This window comes from Bartonella sp. AA78NXGY, assembly GCF_042197005.1.
In the GTDB taxonomy this organism is placed as follows: domain Bacteria; phylum Pseudomonadota; class Alphaproteobacteria; order Rhizobiales; family Rhizobiaceae; genus Bartonella.
This window is the reverse complement of sequence record NZ_JBHIRI010000010.1, coordinates 1-18,832: the sequence shown is the minus strand read 5'-3', so window position 1 is coordinate 18,832 and position 18,832 is coordinate 1. Positions and strand designations below refer to the sequence as shown.

The 18,832-nt window shown below is 37.0% G+C and carries 18 protein-coding genes, 1 tRNA gene and 4 pseudogenes; 12 read left to right on the top strand and 11 right to left on the bottom strand.

The genetic code is table 11. The annotated features are described in order from the left end of the window. The first annotated feature begins 20 nt into the window (after nt 1-20). A tRNA-Lys gene (locus ACFINL_RS06705) sits at nt 21-96 on the top strand. Nucleotides 97-1,195: 1,099 nt separating this feature from the next. Here ACFINL_RS06705 and ACFINL_RS06700 read toward each other — a convergent pair. From ACFINL_RS06700 to ACFINL_RS06685, 4 genes are all read right to left on the bottom strand, one after another. Then, a complete protein-coding gene (locus tag ACFINL_RS06700) occupies nt 1,196-2,149 on the bottom strand; it encodes a YbhN family protein (protein ID WP_375612150.1) in 954 nt (317 codons plus the stop codon). Nucleotides 2,150-2,164: 15 nt separating this feature from the next. Beyond that, on the bottom strand, nt 2,165-3,916 hold the full coding sequence (gene ybaL / locus ACFINL_RS06695) for a YbaL family putative K(+) efflux transporter (RefSeq protein WP_375613485.1): 1,752 nt from the start codon (nt 3,914-3,916) through the stop codon (nt 2,165-2,167). 99 nt (nt 3,917-4,015) lie between these two features. Beyond that, a complete protein-coding gene (gene secD, locus ACFINL_RS06690; RefSeq protein WP_375651181.1) occupies nt 4,016-6,529 on the bottom strand; it encodes a protein translocase subunit SecD in 2,514 nt (837 codons plus the stop codon). 91 nt (nt 6,530-6,620) lie between these two features. Beyond that, a complete protein-coding gene (locus ACFINL_RS06685) occupies nt 6,621-6,998 on the bottom strand; it encodes a hypothetical protein (protein ID WP_375651179.1) in 378 nt (125 codons plus the stop codon). Between the two features lie 180 nt (nt 6,999-7,178). Between ACFINL_RS06685 and ACFINL_RS06680 the strand changes: the two genes are divergently transcribed. The 6 genes from ACFINL_RS06680 to ACFINL_RS06655 all read left to right on the top strand — a co-directional run bounded on the left by ACFINL_RS06680 (nt 7,179) and on the right by ACFINL_RS06655 (nt 12,961). Continuing rightward, complete coding sequence (locus ACFINL_RS06680; protein WP_375651177.1) at nt 7,179-9,554, top strand: mechanosensitive ion channel domain-containing protein; 2,376 nt, start codon at nt 7,179-7,181, stop codon at nt 9,552-9,554. Continuing rightward, entirely contained in the window at nt 9,548-9,820 is a 273-nt protein-coding gene (locus ACFINL_RS06675; protein WP_375612155.1) for a hypothetical protein, read from the top strand. Before ACFINL_RS06680 ends, ACFINL_RS06675 begins: the two co-directional genes overlap by 7 nt. Nucleotides 9,821-10,381: 561 nt before the next feature. Beyond that, nucleotides 10,382-11,323, top strand: coding sequence for an outer membrane protein (locus tag ACFINL_RS06670; protein ID WP_375651175.1), 942 nt, complete (start codon nt 10,382-10,384; stop codon nt 11,321-11,323). 709 nt (nt 11,324-12,032) lie between these two features. Beyond that, nucleotides 12,033-12,227, top strand: coding sequence for a hypothetical protein (locus ACFINL_RS06665; RefSeq protein ID WP_375651174.1), 195 nt, complete (start codon nt 12,033-12,035; stop codon nt 12,225-12,227). Further along, nucleotides 12,217-12,534 carry a phage integrase central domain-containing protein gene (locus ACFINL_RS06660; protein ID WP_375651172.1) on the top strand — a complete coding sequence of 106 codons (318 nt, stop codon included), beginning with the start codon at nt 12,217-12,219 and terminating at the stop codon, nt 12,532-12,534. The genes ACFINL_RS06665 and ACFINL_RS06660 overlap by 11 nt, the downstream gene beginning before the upstream one ends. A 115-nt stretch (nt 12,535-12,649) precedes the next feature. After that, on the top strand, nt 12,650-12,961 hold the full coding sequence (locus ACFINL_RS06655) for a hypothetical protein (RefSeq protein ID WP_375612158.1): 312 nt from the start codon (nt 12,650-12,652) through the stop codon (nt 12,959-12,961). A gap of 166 nt (nt 12,962-13,127) precedes the next feature. Here the strand turns inward: ACFINL_RS06655 and ACFINL_RS06650 are convergent. From ACFINL_RS06650 to ACFINL_RS06640, 3 genes and pseudogenes are all read right to left on the bottom strand, one after another. After that, nucleotides 13,128-13,344 (bottom strand): annotated as a pseudogene (locus ACFINL_RS06650) (hypothetical protein). A 131-nt stretch (nt 13,345-13,475) separates the two neighbouring features. After that, the gene (locus ACFINL_RS06645; protein ID WP_375651170.1) at nt 13,476-13,703 is read right to left on the bottom strand and encodes a hypothetical protein; all 228 of its coding nucleotides are present in this window, start codon (nt 13,701-13,703) and stop codon (nt 13,476-13,478) included. Beyond that, nucleotides 13,700-14,077 (bottom strand): annotated as a pseudogene (locus ACFINL_RS06640) (glycoside hydrolase family protein); the annotation flags it as partial. The gene ACFINL_RS06645 and the pseudogene ACFINL_RS06640, both read right to left, overlap by 4 nt. A 308-nt stretch (nt 14,078-14,385) precedes the next feature. On the opposite strand from ACFINL_RS06640, the gene ACFINL_RS06635 reads away from it, so the two are divergent. Then, nucleotides 14,386-14,703: a type II toxin-antitoxin system HicB family antitoxin gene (locus tag ACFINL_RS06635; RefSeq protein WP_375612161.1), complete on the top strand. Its 318-nt coding sequence runs from the start codon at nt 14,386-14,388 to the stop codon at nt 14,701-14,703. A 224-nt stretch (nt 14,704-14,927) separates the two neighbouring features. On the opposite strand, the gene ACFINL_RS06630 is transcribed toward ACFINL_RS06635, so the two are convergent. From ACFINL_RS06630 to ACFINL_RS06620, 3 genes and pseudogenes are all read right to left on the bottom strand, one after another. Then, entirely contained in the window at nt 14,928-15,170 is a 243-nt protein-coding gene (locus tag ACFINL_RS06630) for a hypothetical protein (RefSeq protein WP_375612169.1), read from the bottom strand. 52 nt (nt 15,171-15,222) lie between these two features. Continuing rightward, a pseudogene (locus ACFINL_RS06625) lies at nt 15,223-16,663 on the bottom strand (phage terminase large subunit family protein); the annotation flags it as partial. Further along, nucleotides 16,656-17,237: a hypothetical protein gene (locus ACFINL_RS06620; protein WP_375612162.1), complete on the bottom strand. Its 582-nt coding sequence runs from the start codon at nt 17,235-17,237 to the stop codon at nt 16,656-16,658. The gene ACFINL_RS06620 and the pseudogene ACFINL_RS06625, both read right to left, overlap by 8 nt. Before the next feature lie 84 nt (nt 17,238-17,321). On the opposite strand from ACFINL_RS06620, the gene ACFINL_RS06615 reads away from it, so the two are divergent. The 4 genes from ACFINL_RS06615 to ACFINL_RS06600 all read left to right on the top strand — a co-directional run bounded on the left by ACFINL_RS06615 (nt 17,322) and on the right by ACFINL_RS06600 (nt 18,500). Further along, nucleotides 17,322-17,588 (top strand): BrnT family toxin, encoded by a 267-nt coding sequence (locus tag ACFINL_RS06615; protein WP_375612170.1) that lies wholly within the window; start codon nt 17,322-17,324, stop codon nt 17,586-17,588. Further along, nucleotides 17,566-17,871 (top strand): BrnA antitoxin family protein, encoded by a 306-nt coding sequence (locus ACFINL_RS06610; RefSeq protein WP_375612163.1) that lies wholly within the window; start codon nt 17,566-17,568, stop codon nt 17,869-17,871. Before ACFINL_RS06615 ends, ACFINL_RS06610 begins: the two co-directional genes overlap by 23 nt. A 97-nt stretch (nt 17,872-17,968) precedes the next feature. Further along, nucleotides 17,969-18,232: a type II toxin-antitoxin system RelB/DinJ family antitoxin gene (locus tag ACFINL_RS06605; protein ID WP_375612164.1), complete on the top strand. Its 264-nt coding sequence runs from the start codon at nt 17,969-17,971 to the stop codon at nt 18,230-18,232. Continuing rightward, nucleotides 18,219-18,500 (top strand): type II toxin-antitoxin system YafQ family toxin, encoded by a 282-nt coding sequence (locus ACFINL_RS06600; RefSeq protein ID WP_375612165.1) that lies wholly within the window; start codon nt 18,219-18,221, stop codon nt 18,498-18,500. Before ACFINL_RS06605 ends, ACFINL_RS06600 begins: the two co-directional genes overlap by 14 nt. A gap of 46 nt (nt 18,501-18,546) precedes the next feature. On the opposite strand, the pseudogene ACFINL_RS06595 reads toward ACFINL_RS06600, so the two are convergent. Next, nucleotides 18,547-18,832: pseudogene (locus tag ACFINL_RS06595) on the bottom strand (phage antirepressor Ant); the annotation flags it as partial.

Genomic DNA, 18,832 nt, shown 5'->3' with positions numbered 1-18,832 from the left:
TCGTCTTTTGAGAAGCTTATGGGTGATTAGCTCAGTCGGTAGAGCAGCTGACTCTTAATCAGCGGGTCGTGGGTTCGATCCCCTCATCACCCACCATTTTATTTTATACCGTAAATAACTTATTGATTGCGTAATTTTTTTTAAGGTACGAGTTGCTAAATAAAATTGGGCAGTAGGATTTCCCCATATCTGTTTGTTTAAAAGTGAAGATTGTTGATATAGCTTAGTCATCGGTTTTTGTACTTTTTAGGGGATTCAAAAAACTTCCAAAGGACATTTAAAGATCTTTTAATGCGTATTGTTTCTTTTTTTAAGTTGCAATTGGTAAGGAGAAGCCTCTTACCGACAATTGTGTTATTTAAAGGGGTATAAAAATCAACAGTTTTCACTTCTTTTAATATAAATTGATTAATTTTTTTTTGGATTTTTAACATATTGTTTAACGACAGAAGAAACTTTACACTTTAGTTGTGTCAGCAGCGTGGATATTTTTTGATAACTCTCCCGCTTAAACAAAAAACTTCTGTAATAATCATCAGTATTCCAAGAGGGTAAATCAAGATAAAATAAAGTAGTTAGCTGGACATACAAGTAATAAAATTAGATCAGTTTAATTGTTTAAAGCTAATACCTGTTAAACGAAAGACAATAGGCTTTAATGAGGCTTAAAGTTTTAAAATATTAAGCTGCGTGGTTACGCTATGCTGTCTTTCCATTAGCTTAACCTCTAAAAATATAAATATTAAGAAAGCCACACAGATTCATTATAATATATTTATTTATAAAGAATTGATTATTCTTTATTTAAAAAAAACTTTACTATCATAAACTTCTTTTGTTTCAATCCCTCTTATAATGAATTAATTAAAATCATTCATTTTTGCATCATAAATGGGATTAACGTGTGGATAAAGACTATTGAAGAAAGGCATAAAAATAATTCTCATTAATGTTCTTAAGTGCTAAAAGTTATCATAACATTGGAAAAATAGTATAATGGCGCAGGCTTGCTCTTTTATTAAGTATAAAGATAATGGTGCAACAATAGCTTTACTATTATACCATTCACGGGTATTGTTGTGTAATGGGGAAGAGCACTGAGAGAGTTTTCTTAAAAAAGATATGTAAATTGGTAACACGATGGTGTTCTGTTCTTATATAGGCACACAAAAAGAAGTAATTGATAGCCTTTTATTTATTCAGGTGGTGTTTTGGGGGCTCTTTTCCAATATTGTTGCGCCTCAAAAATGACGACCACAAATAATGAAAGGATGAGCGGTATAATCAAATAAAACATTCTAAAAACAATAAGTGCTGCAATAACATCGGTTGGATTTATATTGGGCATGCCTGTTATGAAGAGAGCTTCAAGAACTCCTACTCCTCCTGCTGGAGCATTAGAGAGAAGAGTTATCGTAAAAGACGCTAGGAAAACACCAAGAACAGATATAAAATGAATATCTGCGTTATGTGGGAGAACAGCATATATAATTCCTGCTGCTCCTAAAAGCTCTAGAGGGCTAATGAGAAGCTGTTGAATAACAATTTTCAGCTGTGGATAGGAGAGTTGAATTTTTTTACCCAAGCGTAAGGGTTTTAACTGAAGCCAGCTGCCAAACGTATAAAGTGCTATACAGCTGAGTAAAATTGCTCCAGCCGTTGTTCCGAGCCATTCAGGAAGTTCTTTATGAATGAGGGTGATAATTTCGGGTTGCAGCACCAAAACGATTCCCAAAAGTAAGATTGTGCCGATTACAAAAGTAAAAGAGCAAAAACCTACTAATATCGCGATTTCTGTTCCATTTAATCCTTTCATTTTATAGGCGCGATAGCGTACAACGGCACCAGAAAAAACTGAAGCACCGATATTGTGTGAAAGAGCGTAGGTTGTAAATGAACATATAGCGATAAAAATCCAAGAAATTTTATGGCCTAGATGTTGCAAAGCAATTCGATCATATCCAGCAAGAGCAGCATAAGCTAGGAGAGAACATAAACAGGCTAATAACCAGTGCTGTGCATTTAAATTGCTCAAGCGCTCCAATACATCCCCAAATGAAATGACAGAGAGCTTCATGTAAAGAATTCGAATAGATACCAGCATTGCTAAGATACCAATCAATGGCCATATAAATTGCTTTATTTTCACGATTCTGTATCCATTTTATGTTTTCTGTAAATTTTCATGATTGAGCATATTCCTTACAGATCTTCGTTCTGTTATATACTCTATAATGCCATTGGCAATTTCTTCATCATCTGTTACTACAACATCAGCACCTAAATCAATGAGATATGTTGTTTCTGTGTCGGATAATGCATGTGTGATTATCTGGATATCTTTCTTCATATCACGGATATTCACGATACATTCTCCTACTTCAATGGTACTTCGCATTGTAATAACAACTTTATGTGCATTATTTATATTTGCTGCGTTCATTATTTCTTGTTGAATGATATTGCCGCAAATAGCCTCAAAGCCATCTGCAATCGCTTTATCAGAGAGGCGTTTTGATTCTTCTACGATCACTATAGGTTCACCTCTATTTATTAAAGATAATGCAACACACTTACCGATACGACTATAGCCAATAATTACGATATGGTTGTTTTTTAAGGTCATCGGTAAAAAATCTTGGTCAGGATCTTGTGGATCAATATCAATAATTGTTTGGGTATTTTGTGAAGATGCAGAATTTTTTTCTAGACGTTTTTTAATTTTATTACAGGCAATGAAAACAAGAGGATTGAGCAAAATAGAAAAAATTGCTCCTCCAAGAATTAAATCATGAGCGTCATTGTTTAAAAGTCCTAAGCTTAAACTTAAACCAGCAAGGATAAAGGAAAATTCTCCGATTTGGGCAAGGCTTGCAGAAATAGTCAAAGCTGTCGCATTAGAATAGCGAAAAGCTTTAACGATGAAAAAGGCAACAGCAGATTTTCCGATTACGATAATGAATAAGGTTGCTAAGAGAGGGAAAAAATGAGTTAAGAGTTTCTCGGGGTCAAATAACATGCCTACAGAAACAAAAAAGAGAACAGAAAAAGCATCGCGCAGTGGTAAAGATTCTTCCGCGGCACGGTGGCTTAATTCTGATTCGCTCATGACCATACCAGCAAAAAAAGCACCAAGAGAAAGAGAAACTCCAAATAAATGAGCGGCTCCGAAAGCTACTCCTAATGCAATAGCAAAGACGCTAAGACGAAATAATTCACGTGATCCCGATTGTGCGCTCATTTTTAAAAGCCATGGGATAACGCGTCGCCCAATGACGAGCATAAGTGCAATAAATACAATTACCTTCAGGATGGTGAGACCAAAAATACCCCAAATACTTAAATCCAACCATTGAACAAGAGGATCCAACGCTTCTTTTTTGGTATTGCTGAGGGCACTTGCCAAGGAAGGGATGAGGACAAGTATAAGGACCATTGCTAAATCCTCAATAATCAACCATCCAACGGCAATGCGTCCTTTTTCTGTTTCAATAAGATGACGCTCTTGCAAAGCACGTAGCAGGATAACGGTACTTGCTATGGATAAAGCAAGACCGAAAATCAAACTACCACTAAAGCCCCATCCCATAATCAGACCAAGGCACAAACCTAGAAAAGTAGAAAATGCCATTTGTGCAATAGCAGCGGGGACAGCAATAGCTTTGACAGATAAAAGGTCTTTTAATGAAAAGTGGAGCCCAACACCAAACATCAGCAAAATAATACCAATTTCAGCAAGTTGATTAATGATGACGGAATCTATTTTAAATCCGCCTGTATTGGGTCCCACAATAACACCAGCTAACAAATAGCCTACAAGGGGTGAAATACGTAAACGGCTAGCAATCATTCCCAAGAGAAATGCTAAACATAAGCCTGCAACAATAGTTGTGATAAGTGGTGTGTCGTGGAGCATGGATTATTTACTATTCTTGATCAAAAAGCGAATGAATGAAAACGACTATATTTCTATGAGAAGAGAGGCGAGATGTACCATACGCATTAAAGGGCATTTTTATTTCACTTTGATATTTGCACGATTATTTCGCTCACGCCACCAATTTCCTAGCAGGAGTAAAATAGGAGCAGCAATAAAGATAGAGGATGATGTTGCAATAATAATCCCAAAGACCATGGGTAATGCAAAATTATGAACAGCACTTCCACCCCATATCGCCATGGGGAGCATCGCAAGAATTGTTGTGGCTGATGTAAAAAAACAACGTACAAGAACCTGATTAATTGACAGATCAATCAGCTCGCGCAACGGCATTTTTTTATAAAGACGCATATTTTCGCGCATCCTATCATAGACGACAACTTTATCATTTATAGAATATCCAACAATTGTTAAGAGTGCGGCGATAGCCGTTAAATTAAAATCAAATTGAAATAAAGCAAAAAAGCCAATCATTTTTGTGGTGTCTAGAATGAGAGTGATAATTGCTCCAATGGCAAAGAACCACTCGAAGCGTAACCATATATAGAGAGACATGGCAATAGCCGCAAGAATAACAGCAGTAAAAGCAGCTGTGGCAAGCTCACCTGAAATTTTGGGACCAACAACTTCTATTTGATCGAATGTGGTATCGGGATAGATATTTTGTACAGCTGTTTTGACCTTATCAATGGCGGTGGTTTGTTGTGCTTCGCCACCGCTTTGTTTCTGCATGCGAATTAATACGGTATTTTCGTTATCAATATTTTGCAAGGTAACTTCACCAATATTAAGAGTAGAAAGCTTGGAACGCAGAGTTGCTAGATCTGCTGGTCCTTTCGTGGTAATACTCATTTGGCTTCCGCCAATGAAATCAATACCAAAATTCAATCCAGGCTTAAAAAAGAGAAAAACTGAAGCCATTGATAAAACAATTGAGACGCCAATACCAATGAAACGTGCTTTCATAAAGTGGAAAGTTGTGTTTTGTGGCATGATGTTGAAAGCAGAGTGAATATGCAACTTTTTAATTTTCCATTTACGAACGATCCAAATCATGATGATGCGTACAATGGTGATATTTGTAAACATGGAGATGATAATACCAAGCAACATTGTTACGGCAAAACCACGAACGGGACCGGTGCCGAACCAAAATAGTAAGACAGTCGCTATAATTGCCGTAACATTTGCATCAACAATGGTTGCAAAAGCGTGTTTAAATCCACGATCTAGGGCTGCAAAAGCACCCACACCTTTTCGACTTTCTTCACGGATACGTTCATTGATAAGGATATTAGCATCAACGGCAATACCGATGCCTAAAATAATACCAGCAATACCAGGCAGCGTAAGCGTAGCTCCCAAAAGACTCAGTGCAGCAAATGTTAAAATCGTGTGCAGAGCTAGTGCTATATTGGCAATTAATCCCCAAATACGGTAGAGAAGAAAAATAAAAATTGCAACAAGAATAAAGCCAATTATGCCGGTGTAAAGTCCCATTTGGATGGCATCAGCACCAAGATTTGGACCTACGGTTCTCTCTTCAATGACCGTGAGTGGTGCGGGGAGGGAACCAGCACGAAGCAGAGCAGCCAGAGTTGAGGCTTCTTTGGAGTCAAAGTTTCCTGTAATTTGACCTTGTCCATTGGGAATGACACTATTGATGGTCGGAGCGGTTAAAACTTTATTATCCAGAACAATGGCAAAAGGACGGTTAATATTTTGTCGTGTTATATCGGCAAATATTTTTGCACCAGCGGAATCTAGCGTAAATGAAATAATGGAACGTCCTGGTATTTGGGGGTCAAAACCTGCACGGGCATCTTTCAGGACATTTCCATCTAAAGCAATTTGATCATAAATTGCATAGCGTTGCGTTTCATCAGTATATCCAGGAAGAATTGAAACACCTATCGGTGGATTATTGGGATCCACATTAGAAGGAACAAGATGAAAACTCATTTTGGCAGTTGTTCCTAAAAGATCACGTAATTGTTTTGGATCTTGTAAACCAGGCAATTGGACCATAATACGGTCATTTCCGACCTTTTGGATGGCTGGTTCTGAAACACCAACTTGATCTATACGGCGCCGGATGATTTCTAAGCTTTGTTCAATAGCATTGCTTATACGATCTTTTATACCAGCTTCCGTTAATGTGATACGAAACATTTCATTTTGAGCACTGATCGTGATGTTATGTTCTGTCGTGCCAAAGCTACTGTGTATGGGGATTATTAATGTTTTCAAAGCAGAGAGTGCTTTTTCAGTTTGTGAGGGATCAGAAATAAGCGCGACAACGCTATCTTCAACAATACGCACATTTGATGTACGGATTTGTTTTTCACGCAATACATTGCGCACATTGCTTAAAACGATGTGTAATTGATCGCGTTTTAACGTTTTGCTATCAACCTCGAGCAGAAGAGAAGAGCCTCCTTGAAGATCAAGACCAAGTGCCACACGGGTATTGGGTAAAAATTTCGAGTTGTTAACTTGTTCGTGTGAAAATAAATTGGGTAAGGCAACATAAATGCTGCTTAAAAGAATAAAACAATAAAGGGTAGTTAACCAACCAGGTGTACGCATGATATATTCCGTAAATAGGCAATCTAACAGTTATTCAAAGTTAAAAGCACAAGTAAAATAAGATGATCGTTTTTATATTCAAGGAAGAGAATTAAGTATGTTCATTGGGAGGAGCGCGTTTATTTGAGAAATATTGTGTTTTAACGTTACGAAATCGTGTGTCAACAGCTGGAAGCTTTATTAAAAAGAAATCCAATGTTAGGATTTTTTGAAAGGTCCTGATAAAAATAGATTCTGTATGGAGTGTTACAAGTTTTTTGTTTTCAGTTGTGGTAACATTCACATGGTCACACTTATGATGTAAATCAAGTCTATTCGTTTTAATGACATTATTGATGTGTGATTGTTTGATTAAATAAGCACGTGTTTCTAGGTTGCTCGTCAAGAATACACCTAAACTGGATAGAAAAATCCAGGTTGTCAAAGGAAGAAAATCTTCTTTTTTGCAATAAAGGTGCAAAAAAAACATGCTAGAGTGCCTTCTTTAAACTTATTGAGTTCAGCTTATTTATCATTCTTTTATCTTATTACCAGTATTATAGGATAAGGGAAAGCTTTTATAAGATTATTCTATAAAAGTTGAAAATATCTACTTTATACCATATTTAAAAGAGAAAAATAAAATCCCTTTTGTGCTCATAAGGTAGATATGTATTCATTTTGTAGAAAAAACATCCACATACTTTTCCTTCTTTTGGGGATTATCTTTGTATTTAATTCTGGTGCATGGGGTAATAGGGGGGCACAAAATACAATTGTCGAACAAACGATAGCTTCTTATTCAGTTGATGAAATTATTCAGCAACAACAGTTGATTATTGAGACTCTTGAAGAAAATACTGAAACTTTAAAAAGAGATTTTGACAGAAAGCCAGAAGATGAGCGTGCTTTAGAAGAATTACGGTTACGTGCACAAGATATCAGTGAACGTGCTATTGAGGCAGCATTTGTTTTGCGTCCTCCTCTTAATGAGATTAATACACTTCTTGATCAATTAATGGAGCTCCATCGTGACGTGAAAAAACTGAAAAGCTCAGTGAAGGAATATTCCTACTTGATAGAGCAAAAAGCTAAAATTAACAGTATCATGCTTCGTTTTGAAGCAATTTTCTTAGCGGCAAATAGAATAGCTGAACTTTCTATTTCTCAATCTCGGGAGCTTTTTAAACGCACGCTTACGTATAGGCTTGAGTTTTCGATTCCGATGGTTAAACATCTCGCCCAAAAAACAAAAGAGGCTTCATCAGATTTTCTTGTGTTGTTAAATTCTTGGTGGAATTTTATATTTTACTTCAAGTTTTTACAACTATTTCTTTGCTTTTTAATTCCACTTTTTATTACTTTGGGACTTTCGTATTTTTCTCAAAAAGTTCTTGTTCATGTGTATTGCCACTTTACGAAGTCTAATGAGGAAATATCTTATTTACAACGCTTATTGATCGCCTTTATTTCAGTTCTCTTACCTTCACTTATCTGTATTTTTTGCGTTTACCTTGTGTTGTTTTTGTTTCGTAGTTTTAACTTAGATCTAGGTAAGCTTACAACAGTTTTTGATATGATAGGTTGTCAAATTATTTTATTATTTTTAATCAATCGATTAGCTGTTGTTCTTCTATCATCGAATCGGCCCCATGTGCGTCTTCTCAGTATTGCACCATCGTCTGCTTATCAATTAGTGATTTTACTCACTTCTTTAGGGGGTATTTTGGCATTTGACGCTGTTCTTGATAGTATTTATCAAATCATTTCAGCGCCTCTATCTTTGACAATTGCTAAAAGTTTTATTGCTGTTTTTCTTGTAGCGATATTGCTATTTATAATATCATTTGTACCTTTGCGGTTTAGACGTAGGCGTGTTCAAGAAGAAAAAAAAGAGCCATACTTTTGGCCATTTTATATACGCATTCCTCTTATTGGCTTGGGGTTACTGCTCTTTGTATTGAATTTTTTAGGTTACGTTGGACTTGCACGTTTTATTACGCAGCAAATTATGATTGATGGAGCATTTTTAGTTCTCATGTATTTAGGAATACAAAGCGCTCAAGCACTTGGAACTAAAGACCAATTTATGAAAACAACGGTTGGTCATCTTTTGATGCAGAGGTTTCATTTAGAAGAAAAAACGATGAATCAATTGGGAGTTTTTGTGAGCGTTTTTCTCAATTTATTTGTTGTTATATTTTGTGCAATGCCAATTGCTGTCCAGTTTGGATTTTCCTATTCTGATTTAAAAGCAGTTTTGTGGCAATCGGTGACCGGTTTTCAGATTGGAAATATTAGTCTTTCTTTGATTTCTCTTGTAACAGGAATTATTTCTTTTTGTGTTTGCTGGTTTCTTATTCGCCGATTTATTGGTTGGTTAGATAATGTGGTGTTGGTTCATGGAGAGTTCGATTCTGGTATACGTAATTCTATCAAAACAGTGATAAGTTATGGAGGCGTTGTTGTATCTGCTTTGACCGGATTATCAATGGCAGGTTTGGATCTTAGAAATTTCGCTCTTATTGCTGGAGGACTTTCACTTGGTATAGGTTTTGGTTTACAGAATATTGTCCAAAACTTTGTCTCTGGACTTATTATTTTAGTTGGAAGACCATTTAAAATAGGGGACTATATAGAATCTGGATCAGTAGGGGGTGTTGTTAAGCGTATTAGTGTGCGTGCAACGGAACTTGAGACAATTCAGCGTAAGACGATTATTATTCCCAATTCAAGCCTTATTAATAACAACGTTAGTAATTGGACACGACATAATAAAGTAGGACGAATTGATGTACCAGTTACTGTATCATCTAAGGTTGCTCCAGAGCATGTTGCTAAAATTTTGTTAGAGATTGCTTCTGCGACAGAAGGCGTTTTAAAAAATCCTATCCCACAGGTAAGTTTTACAGCATTTGATCGTAAGAGTTTTTCCTTTAATTTGGCTATTTATGTGCCTAATATTACCTCATCTTCTCATGTAACCAATGCTCTTCGATTTAGCCTATATAAGCGTTTTTCTGAGGAAGGAATCTTAGAATGCTGAAATATACTTATATTTTGATTACAGTTATTCTATTAAGTATTTTTACCATAACAGCTTTTGCTGCAACAGTGAAGAATACTGATTTAAAGATACAATCTCTTATTGTTGTTGAAGGAAGTATACCTTCAAAAATTTCTTTAAATACTCATCAAACAATTACAATTTGTATGAAGGGATGTTTTATAACTTTTCCTAATAAAGACCGTTTTGCAATAAAGGCAGATGATAATATAGAAATCAGTAGGGGAAGAGCAATTTTTAAATAAAATGATTGAGAATTTTTGTTTTGGGACAAGATTTAGAAGGATAATGATATTGTGTGTAATTAATAATCTCATCCTTTAGAAAATGGTAAAAAAAAAGTATGATTTTAGTATAAAATGGATGTTTTTTTATACTATGTAGAATCTACAGTATGCATTTTGGATGTAAGAATATTGAGGTATTTATAGTATTGTTAATGAACATCGATTTTCTAAAAATAATTACATCATTTTTAGAATTTTTTCATGAAAAAAGGCATAAAATATACTATTTTGTGATTTTTTTGCGGTAATTTTAATACAAAATGTTTTATATTTCCTCCTTTTGACAAGATAATAGGTATTTTTATTAAATATTTATTATTTGAAGTAATCATTATTATAACATTTTAAAATTTATTTGATAATATTAAATTTTGATGTAATGATATATTAATATAGTAATAGATTTAAATGTAATTATAAAGGAGTACATGCGATTTTGCGGCATAAGATTTTATAAAACTTTGTTTTTCTAAATGTGATTTTTGATTATATTTAAATTTAGCAATGGGGTATAATTTTATGAATACAAAATTTATAACAGCATCTGTTTTTTCTTTGATTTCACCTTCTATAGTACAGGCTGCAGATGTGGTGGCTCACGAAGAGCCAGTACATGTTGCCTCAGAAGTTGTTGCTTCTTCACCTTTTTCTTGGGCAGGTTTTTATTTCGGGGGGCAAGTTGGTGGCTTTTCAAGTAAGATTTCTGCAACAGTGCCTGATGTTAATATTCCTCTCTATCCTGATGAGGGGAGTAAAAGTAAACCATGGATACCTGTCGAGAAACAGAAAATGCCCGATCTTTCTGGGTTTATAGGTGGTTTTTATGCGGGTGTTAATTTTGATCTCGGTAATAATTTTATTATGGGGATTGATACGGATATCATTTTAACGGAAAAAAAGGATACAAAAACAAGATTTCATGCAGATGAATCGAGTGCTGGTGGAACTGAAGGATCCAGCACTAAAGGATCGGGCACTGAAGGATCGGGTAGTGATACTGAGGAATTAGATACAGAAGAAAAAAGTCGAAAAAAGGCAAAAATTGTCAGGAGACAGGGCAGAGGCTTTTCTCGCTCTTCTGCAGAGGATAAAGAAGAGAAAGACAGTTTAACGTTTAATCATACGTTAAAACAAAAATGGACAGGTGCTACACGGGTGCGTGTTGGGTTTTCTGCAGGGCGTGTGATGCCTTATATTGCTGGTGGTGTTGCTTATGGACAGTTTCAGGATATTTTGTCGACAGTAATTACGGGAGGTGAGCCATTTAATAGGACATCGGATGTAACAAAAACGATGATTGGTTATACTCTCGGTGGTGGTGTTGATTTTGCAATGACAGACCATCTTGTTGTGCGTGCGGAATATCGTTACTCAGATTTTGGTAAAAGGAAATTTAAAGACGAGATTGAAGTTAAGTATAAGACGAATGATTTTCGCGCAGGAATAGCTTACAAATTCTAATTTTGTAGGATAAAGGAGCTTAAATTTAAGAGGTCCTATTTCTTTGATAGGGCCTTTATTTTTTAATTTTATGCATTGTAAACACTATTTTATGGTGAAAAAAAGGGGGCTTTGACTTTGAGTGAGAATGAGGAGGTAAGGAAGAGTTACTCAGATTCTTAATTGTTAAGAATAAAAAATTTTTAGTTCACGAGGTGTGGTTGAAACATTTGTTGGCAAAGAAGGATTGCTTCGTCTTTCATATTATTACAGTTATCACTTTATAATACCGTTATAGAGTTGCAAACAGTAAACTTAAAGAGAGTTTTTACTATCTAAGTAATGAGAAAATAAAGAAAATTTACATAGAGTGGTGCGGACGGCGTGTACGTTTGTGCAACAATTTTTTCTTCCCTTAGAACTCTCTACAATATCACCTGATAGCACAGTTTATCTTTTTTCTGTTTAATAACTAATTGTTTTTATTTTATTTTATTTATTAAATTGCCTTTTATATATAATCTTGGTACCAGATGAAAGTGCTCCAAGTGCAATTCAAAAGGTGGTTTTTAAAAGGTGGTTCGAAGAACGTGATAGACTGTCTATCTTATCTGTAAAAAATCTATCTAAAGGAAAATATGCTGACAGAGCTGGTTTATGGCTTATCAAAACTACACCAGATCAAGGATGATGGGTTTTTAGGTTTGACCTCAATAAAAGACGACGAGAAATGGGATTAGGCTCTTGTCGCAATGTATCTTTAAAAGAAGCACTGTTCAAAGCTTTAGCTTGTCGTGATCGTTTAGATCAAAGAATTGACCCGATTCGCCGAAAACAAAAAGAAAATTTGCGTCGGGCAGGGGGTATTTCTTTACGAGAAATTGCCTCTAGTGCTTTTGAAGCCAAAAAACGAATTGAAAAATGAAGGAAAAGCAGCAAGCTGGTTAACACCTCTTGAGTTACATGTTTTTTCTAAACTTGATGATACGCCAATCATTGAACTGACGCAAATTGATATAAAAGGATGCATTTTTCCTATTTGGAAGACAAAAAACGAAACAGCAAGTAAAGCTCTATCCCGCTTGAATATAGCTATAAAACATGCGGTGGCATTTGGTATAGATGTGGATATGCAATTAAAAGCAAAAGCTTTATTAGAAAAGTTTATTCAAAATACCCAAAATATTCCAGCTATGCCATGGAAAGAAATGCCTAAGTTTTTTCAATCTTAAAATGATGAGCTTGTATCACATCTAGCTTTAAAACTTCTTATTTTGACGGTTTTTTTATACCAATCAGGCATATTCAGAGATTTATGGATCAATATGGATTATCCCAAAAGAAAATATGAAGAGAATTGTTGGAAAGGTTTCTGATTTTCATGTGCCGCTTACAGCTGAAGCGCTTGCTGTTATTGAAAAAGCAAAAAATGGTTTTTTATTTGTTGAGAGTTTTGGAAAGCCTATATCTGATGTAGCACTTTCTAAATTCATGAAAAACAAAGGTTTTAATTATAGACTTCATGGTTTCAGATCGATTCTGCGGGACTGTATAGCAGAGACAACGTCAACACCATTTGAAATTGCAGAATCTGTTCTTGCGTATTCAGTTGGGAACTCAGTGACAAAGGCTTACATGCGGACGGATTTTTTAGAATAGCGCCGTGTTCTCTCAGAACAATGGGCGTCTTTTATATCTGGAGAGGCTTGATAATTGTTATGTCTATTGTCGCGTCAGGTGTCTAAGAAACATTTAAGCGATTAGCGGATAGATTACGATATAATCTCTCTTTCCTCGCTTTAAAAGCGGGAAGGGGGTAAAGCTTTCAGTTTTTGGTTAGCCACTGTTTTATAATGTGCAAAGATATTGTCTATCGCATCCATAAGGCGTGCAAAATCAAGGATAAGCAAAAAAGAAAAAATGCTATCCACTTCATCAAACGAGACATCATTTTCACACTTTGATAGGTGATGATCATTTCTTGAAGCATTTTTTTCTGCTTCTGTAAGTTCTGTATCGTCTTGTGTTTTTTTTCTAACCATGTTTCCACCCACACAAGCGTTCACCTAGATTATTGTGCTTTAAGATCTCTCTTGCTAAATTGGAACTGATGGCGTTCAGATCTTTCTTGTCTAAATAAATTGGCAACCAGCCAACACAAGAAGAAGCATATTTATTTGTCGTGCAACCAGTCAGAGAGAGCAGCACGCACATCAGCATCACTTTTTTGATTAATTTCATTTTCTACCTCAAGCCGTGTTGTGGCTGCTTTTAAAGCTTTTTCTGTTTGCTTTTGTTGCTCTGCTTTTTTCCCAAGAGTAAAAGCTCTTGCTAAAATCATAAAAAAAGCGGCTAAAGCCGCACCTGTTAGCATCAGATTTCTTTTCATCCATAAGATCATAGACGATGCTCCTGAAAGCGTTTAGCAACAAAGAAAATGCCAGTACATGCGGCTAAAATCATAATGGTGGCCAAAGCCCATTGGATTGGTCCATTTCCTGCTAATAAGCCTCCAAGCCCAGAAAAAGAACCAATAATCGGTGCAAGGGCTTCGGCTTTGAAAACCCCCGTTGATGCTTGCATTTCTACTGTTTGATAATTGGAGGAAACAAAAGCCCCTTTCGCCCATAAGCCTGTTTCTGCCGCACGCCGGTGTGCGAGACCTTCAAGACGCTTACCGCCTGCTTTGGTCCATTTCTGTAGCTCGGCAGGGACAGCTTCATATTCACCTTGATTGAGCTTTTTTAACAGTGTCGAGTTACAAAAGGCTCTTGTTAGTTGACGCTATTTCTAAAAATGATTGATTAGGATTAATAATGATACTATTATTGGTTATAAACAATAAGGTTGAAAAAATAATCAGCTTGATGAAAGCATCACCAAAGAACATCAAGTTTTCAGATTTGTTGGCTGTGTGTGTGTGTACATTTTTTTTGGAGAACCGCGGAACAATGGTAAAAGCCGCTTTGTTTTTAAAACCCCGTGGCTTGGTGACCCCCGTATGAATATTCAAAAAGATTCTGGTAACAAAGCAAAAGCTTATCAAGTCAGACAAGTCTTACAAGCGATAGAAAGGATGAAACATGAACAATAATCATTATACATATCGTGTTTTGTGGTCGCAAGAAGATGAGGAATATGTTGGATTGTGTGCAGAATTCCCATCCCTTTCATGGTTAGATGCTCAAGCAGAGAAAGCTTTAAAAGGTATTATGGACCTTGTTTCAGAAGTTGTTGAGGACATGCAACATAATGGAGAAGAAGTTCCTCTGCTTTTGTCTCATGGTAAATATAGTGGCAAGTTTCAATTAAGAATACCACCAGAACTCCATAGAAAACTTTCAATACAAGCCGCTGAAAATGGTGTTAGTTTAAACAGATACATTTCTTCTAAGCTTTGAATCTTTTAAAAATCTATACGTACTAAAAGAAAATTAATTCTTATGAAAACCTCTAAATTAAACAAATACCCGTTTTCAAGACGGATGAAGAAGCAGAAAACTTTGTTGATACTGCAACCTTACTGATTATGACTTAACTGATTTTAAATCTGTTCATTTTGAATTCTTACCTAAAGAAGCCTCTTGATCTTCTCCCCACCTTTAAAGATGGGGAAGGGAGGTACTTAAGCAACCTTTTTAATGGGGTTTTCTAGATCTGGTTCGTAAGCTCGCAATAAAGGCAACATAACTGTAGGAAACTCTGAATCGCCAAAATCTGTAAGAGCTGCCAAAATCTTTGTAATATTAGGCACTTCATCTTGAAGTTTAAAAACTAAAGCTTTTTCCACCATGCCCATAATCTCAATTATGGCAGTGCAATCCTCATCTCCAATGCTGTGATGATTGGAAAACTGAAACAATGCTATTCATAAATCGCACAAAAAATCGATACTGGTATTCATTGCACACCCCCAAAGATTTTCTTTGCCATACTGCACGCCATCTCGCTTGCCCCTTAATGCCCCCAGATACGCCGCTCCTCACAGGGGCGCACGTAATTATAAACCGCCTGTGTATGTCCACCACCGGTATCAATACAAGCAGCTGTTATCCTAATCCCCTCTTTATAGCCTGGATGTGGCCAGCGTTTTGCAAGATATTCATCCAATTGGTCCCATACTTCAAAAGAAGAGGGATCACCAAGGATCACTTGATAATCAATATGCCAACTTTCTTCACTACGCCCCCATCCCACCACTTCAAGTTCCAAGCGGTCATTTTGCACATCAATACCAGCTGTCAACACGACGGATTGTTCTGGTGCCAATGGATAATCTTCGCGTTTTGCATAGAGGCTATCAGGATCAATAACTTCGCCTGTTCTGTCCTCCCATGGCTCTCCAAGAACTGTATTAATAAAAACTTGCAAAAGAGCAGGGTCTTCTTTGGCATTTAAAAACTCTCTTGCACATTCCCCCCATGTAAGCCAAGGAGAATAGAGTGCCGAAATATGATAAGAACGCAAATTGGGTCTGCTTGACTCACTGGTTGGGACCCAGCATGCGCCTCTTTCTTCACACATGAGATCTGTTTTTCGGTGCTCGGCATGTTCATGACCACAATGCGCACAAACAAAAACAGCTTTTTCGGGAGCCCCTTTCGGCCATTTGATTTGTGACCAAACAATCGGCTGGAGTGTACCACATGCATCACAAGGCACGTTGTAATATCGCTGGTCTCCTAGTACAAAATCTTTGGCAATACGGCTTGTGTCACGGTGGGTGGGTGTGGACAATTTAAAGATCTTTCGTTGTACAAAGGTTGATGTGCGCTTTTCCGCAATCATCACTGGATCACCTTCGTTATCGACACTGAGAGGATAACCATCCACTTCATCCAAAATCAGATAACGAATAGGCATGGAACGCAAACCAGCAGCACTGTTTGCCCCTGTAAGCATCAGTGCACCACCATCAAACTCTTTCGAAAACATGGTATTCCCGCTGTCGCGTGCCCGCGCTGGGGCAATGCGTTCGCTTAAAGCAGGGCTTGCCATAATCATAGGATCAAGCCGCGTCTTTGAAAGCTTTTTGGCTGTCTCAACCGTTGGCATCACATAAAGGGCAGGTCCTGGACTATAATGAATAGCATAACCGCAGAAATTTAATCCTGCCTCTGACATGCCAACCTGCGCCCCTTTCATGACAATAGTTGTTTCAATCGGTTTGTGAGAGGAAAGATTATCCATGATTTCGCGCAAATAGGGGGTCCGCTTTGTTCTCCACAATCCAGATTCAGCACTTGCTACGGTGCTAAGGTATCTATTCTTATCCGCCCATTGCGAAACCGTATACGGTGGGTCCGGTTGTCTTGCATTATTGGCATGGGCGAAAAATTCTTCGACTGCATTGTCATCCATTATTCGTTTCTTGCAAGTTCTCTAACTCTGGAGAATGAGGATCATGAAAAGGCACTGGAATATTAACCGCCTCAAGCAAAGCGGTTCTCATAGTGTAATCAATAGCACCAATAAGGCTGGCCGCATCACATCCAACTTGTGCAGCAATGCTTGCACCAAAACGATGAGGAAAATTCAACATAGCATCACGGTGCGTTCTTCCAAACTCACGAGCTGCCTTTTTCATTTCTTCTCGATCAACAGTGGTTTCGCGCAATCGTTCAAGTGCAATCTTTTCGCTTTCAAGGGCAACTTGCATTCGCTCCAGTTTTATCTTGTATTCATTGGCTCCATCTGTAGAGGCTTGTTTGATCTTTGTCCGCGGTTGACCATCAGGCGCTAAAAATGGAGCAGGGCGCTTTGTTGGATTCTCATTCCAGATGGCTGTTGCAACGGCTTCATTGACAGAACCATCTTCAAAAAGAGCCTTATCAAATTTACCTGTCTTTATCCGAGAAACCACCGCATTATGTGAAACACCCATCTTCTTCGCAAACGCACGAACCGATAAACCCTTACGCGTTTTCTTATTCATAGTTGCTCCATTTTGAATGGTATATACGAATTATTGTACACTTTAATTGTTGACAAGGTTTTATTTTTCGTGTACATAAAATATATGAAGATAGTGTGGGATGAACCAAAAAGAGCTTTAAACATTGATAAACATAAGCTTGATTTTGCTGATGTTATTTACTTTGACTGGGAACATGCTCTTATTGATGCAACACATTCAAACCGCATGAAGGCTATTGGACATTTTGCTGATGGCACAACAGTTATTGTTTTTGCAAAGCTTGGCAATGAAGCGATATCCATTATCAGTTTTCGTCAAGCGAATAAAAAAGAAAGAGAGGTTTTCAATGATTATCAAAAAAAACTTTGAAACAGGATGTGGCTACACAAAAGAAGATTGGGACGCTGTGGATTCCCCACCATTGACAGATGAAGAACTTGCACGCTTAAAGCCAGCTAAAGATGTTTTACCAGCCTCCTTTTTTAAATATGTAACAGAAGAACGCCGTAAACGTGGGCGTCCACCGGTTGAATCTCCCAAACAAGCGGTTACTCTACGCCTTGACCCAAATGTTATTGCCTCTTTTAAAAAACAAGGAAAAGACTGGCGAACACGTATGGGTGAAGTCTTAAAAAAAGCAAGTGGTTGTTAAGCCAAACGATCTCGCCACTCTAAAAAATGTGCTTTACAGTTGAAATTAAACTTCAATTGTATTACATTGAAGTACAATTACAAGAGGAGAGCTCATTATGGCTGCCAGTCGCATGGTTCAAGCGCGTGTACCAGAAGAAATTCAAAATATCGCTAGTCAAGTTATTCAAGCTTCAGGTTTATCAGTAAGTGATGTTGTGAGAGTGTTGATGACGCGTATTGCACAAGATAAAGCTATTCCGTCCTTCTTGTTTCAACCTAATGCAGAAACTATAGCGGCTTTTGCAGAACTAGAGGAAGGTAACTTAAAAAAGTTTCATTCCGTAGACGAATTATTTGATGATCTCTATGCGGACGATTGAACGTACCACTATCTTCAAATGTGATTTCAAGCGTGAAATGAAAGGACGGTATCGGCATCTTTTAGATACTGATTTGCGCCAAATCATTGCAGCATTAGCAAATGATCAACCCTTAGAACCTCGATATCATGATCATGCATTGACTGGGAATTGGAGCAATTATCGAGATTGCCATATTCGACCTTACCTAGTGTTGATTTATCGCTTGATTGGTCAAGATCGATTGATTTTAGCGCGTCTGGGCTCCCATTCAAAACTTGATCTTTAAACCACCTCCCCATTTTGAGAACGGGGAGGGGAGATGTGTTTTAAATCTAAGCAGCTTTTACGACAGATCTTGCTAAAACGCGCTTAGCTTCTTTTGTAACTGATTTGTAATGATCAAGTTCTTTTTCGATTTCATCTATTTTCAAAAGATAACCAAAGATGATACCCATGATTTTAGGATAATTTGTCAAAACATATTGGCGAAGATAGTTAAAATCATCAAAGCGTGTATCATTATCATAATCAACAGCTTGGTTTCTCAGTTTCTTTTCACATTCAATAAAGTAACGGCGTGCTTGACGTCCTTTCTCATTGCGTTCAACCATGGAAAGT

What these genes read in the sequence shown, in the direction of transcription:
- ybaL (WP_375613485.1), bottom strand. Translation starts at nt 3,916, where the DNA reads ATGCTCCACGACACACCACTTATCACAACTATTGTTGCAGGCTTATGT.
- secD (WP_375651181.1), bottom strand. Translation starts at nt 6,529, where the DNA reads ATGCGTACACCTGGTTGGTTAACTACCCTTTATTGTTTTATTCTTTTA.
- ACFINL_RS06685 (WP_375651179.1), bottom strand. Translation starts at nt 6,998, where the DNA reads ATGTTTTTTTTGCACCTTTATTGCAAAAAAGAAGATTTTCTTCCTTTG.
- ACFINL_RS06680 (WP_375651177.1), top strand. Translation starts at nt 7,179, where the DNA reads ATGTATTCATTTTGTAGAAAAAACATCCACATACTTTTCCTTCTTTTG.
- ACFINL_RS06675 (WP_375612155.1), top strand. Translation starts at nt 9,548, where the DNA reads ATGCTGAAATATACTTATATTTTGATTACAGTTATTCTATTAAGTATT.
- ACFINL_RS06670 (WP_375651175.1), top strand. Translation starts at nt 10,382, where the DNA reads ATGAATACAAAATTTATAACAGCATCTGTTTTTTCTTTGATTTCACCT.
- ACFINL_RS06665 (WP_375651174.1), top strand. Translation starts at nt 12,033, where the DNA reads ATGGGATTAGGCTCTTGTCGCAATGTATCTTTAAAAGAAGCACTGTTC.
- ACFINL_RS06655 (WP_375612158.1), top strand. Translation starts at nt 12,650, where the DNA reads ATGAAGAGAATTGTTGGAAAGGTTTCTGATTTTCATGTGCCGCTTACA.
- ACFINL_RS06645 (WP_375651170.1), bottom strand. Translation starts at nt 13,703, where the DNA reads ATGATCTTATGGATGAAAAGAAATCTGATGCTAACAGGTGCGGCTTTA.
- ACFINL_RS06635 (WP_375612161.1), top strand. Translation starts at nt 14,386, where the DNA reads ATGAACAATAATCATTATACATATCGTGTTTTGTGGTCGCAAGAAGAT.
- ACFINL_RS06620 (WP_375612162.1), bottom strand. Translation starts at nt 17,237, where the DNA reads ATGAATAAGAAAACGCGTAAGGGTTTATCGGTTCGTGCGTTTGCGAAG.
- ACFINL_RS06615 (WP_375612170.1), top strand. Translation starts at nt 17,322, where the DNA reads ATGAAGATAGTGTGGGATGAACCAAAAAGAGCTTTAAACATTGATAAA.
- ACFINL_RS06610 (WP_375612163.1), top strand. Translation starts at nt 17,566, where the DNA reads ATGATTATCAAAAAAAACTTTGAAACAGGATGTGGCTACACAAAAGAA.
- ACFINL_RS06605 (WP_375612164.1), top strand. Translation starts at nt 17,969, where the DNA reads ATGGCTGCCAGTCGCATGGTTCAAGCGCGTGTACCAGAAGAAATTCAA.
- ACFINL_RS06600 (WP_375612165.1), top strand. Translation starts at nt 18,219, where the DNA reads ATGCGGACGATTGAACGTACCACTATCTTCAAATGTGATTTCAAGCGT.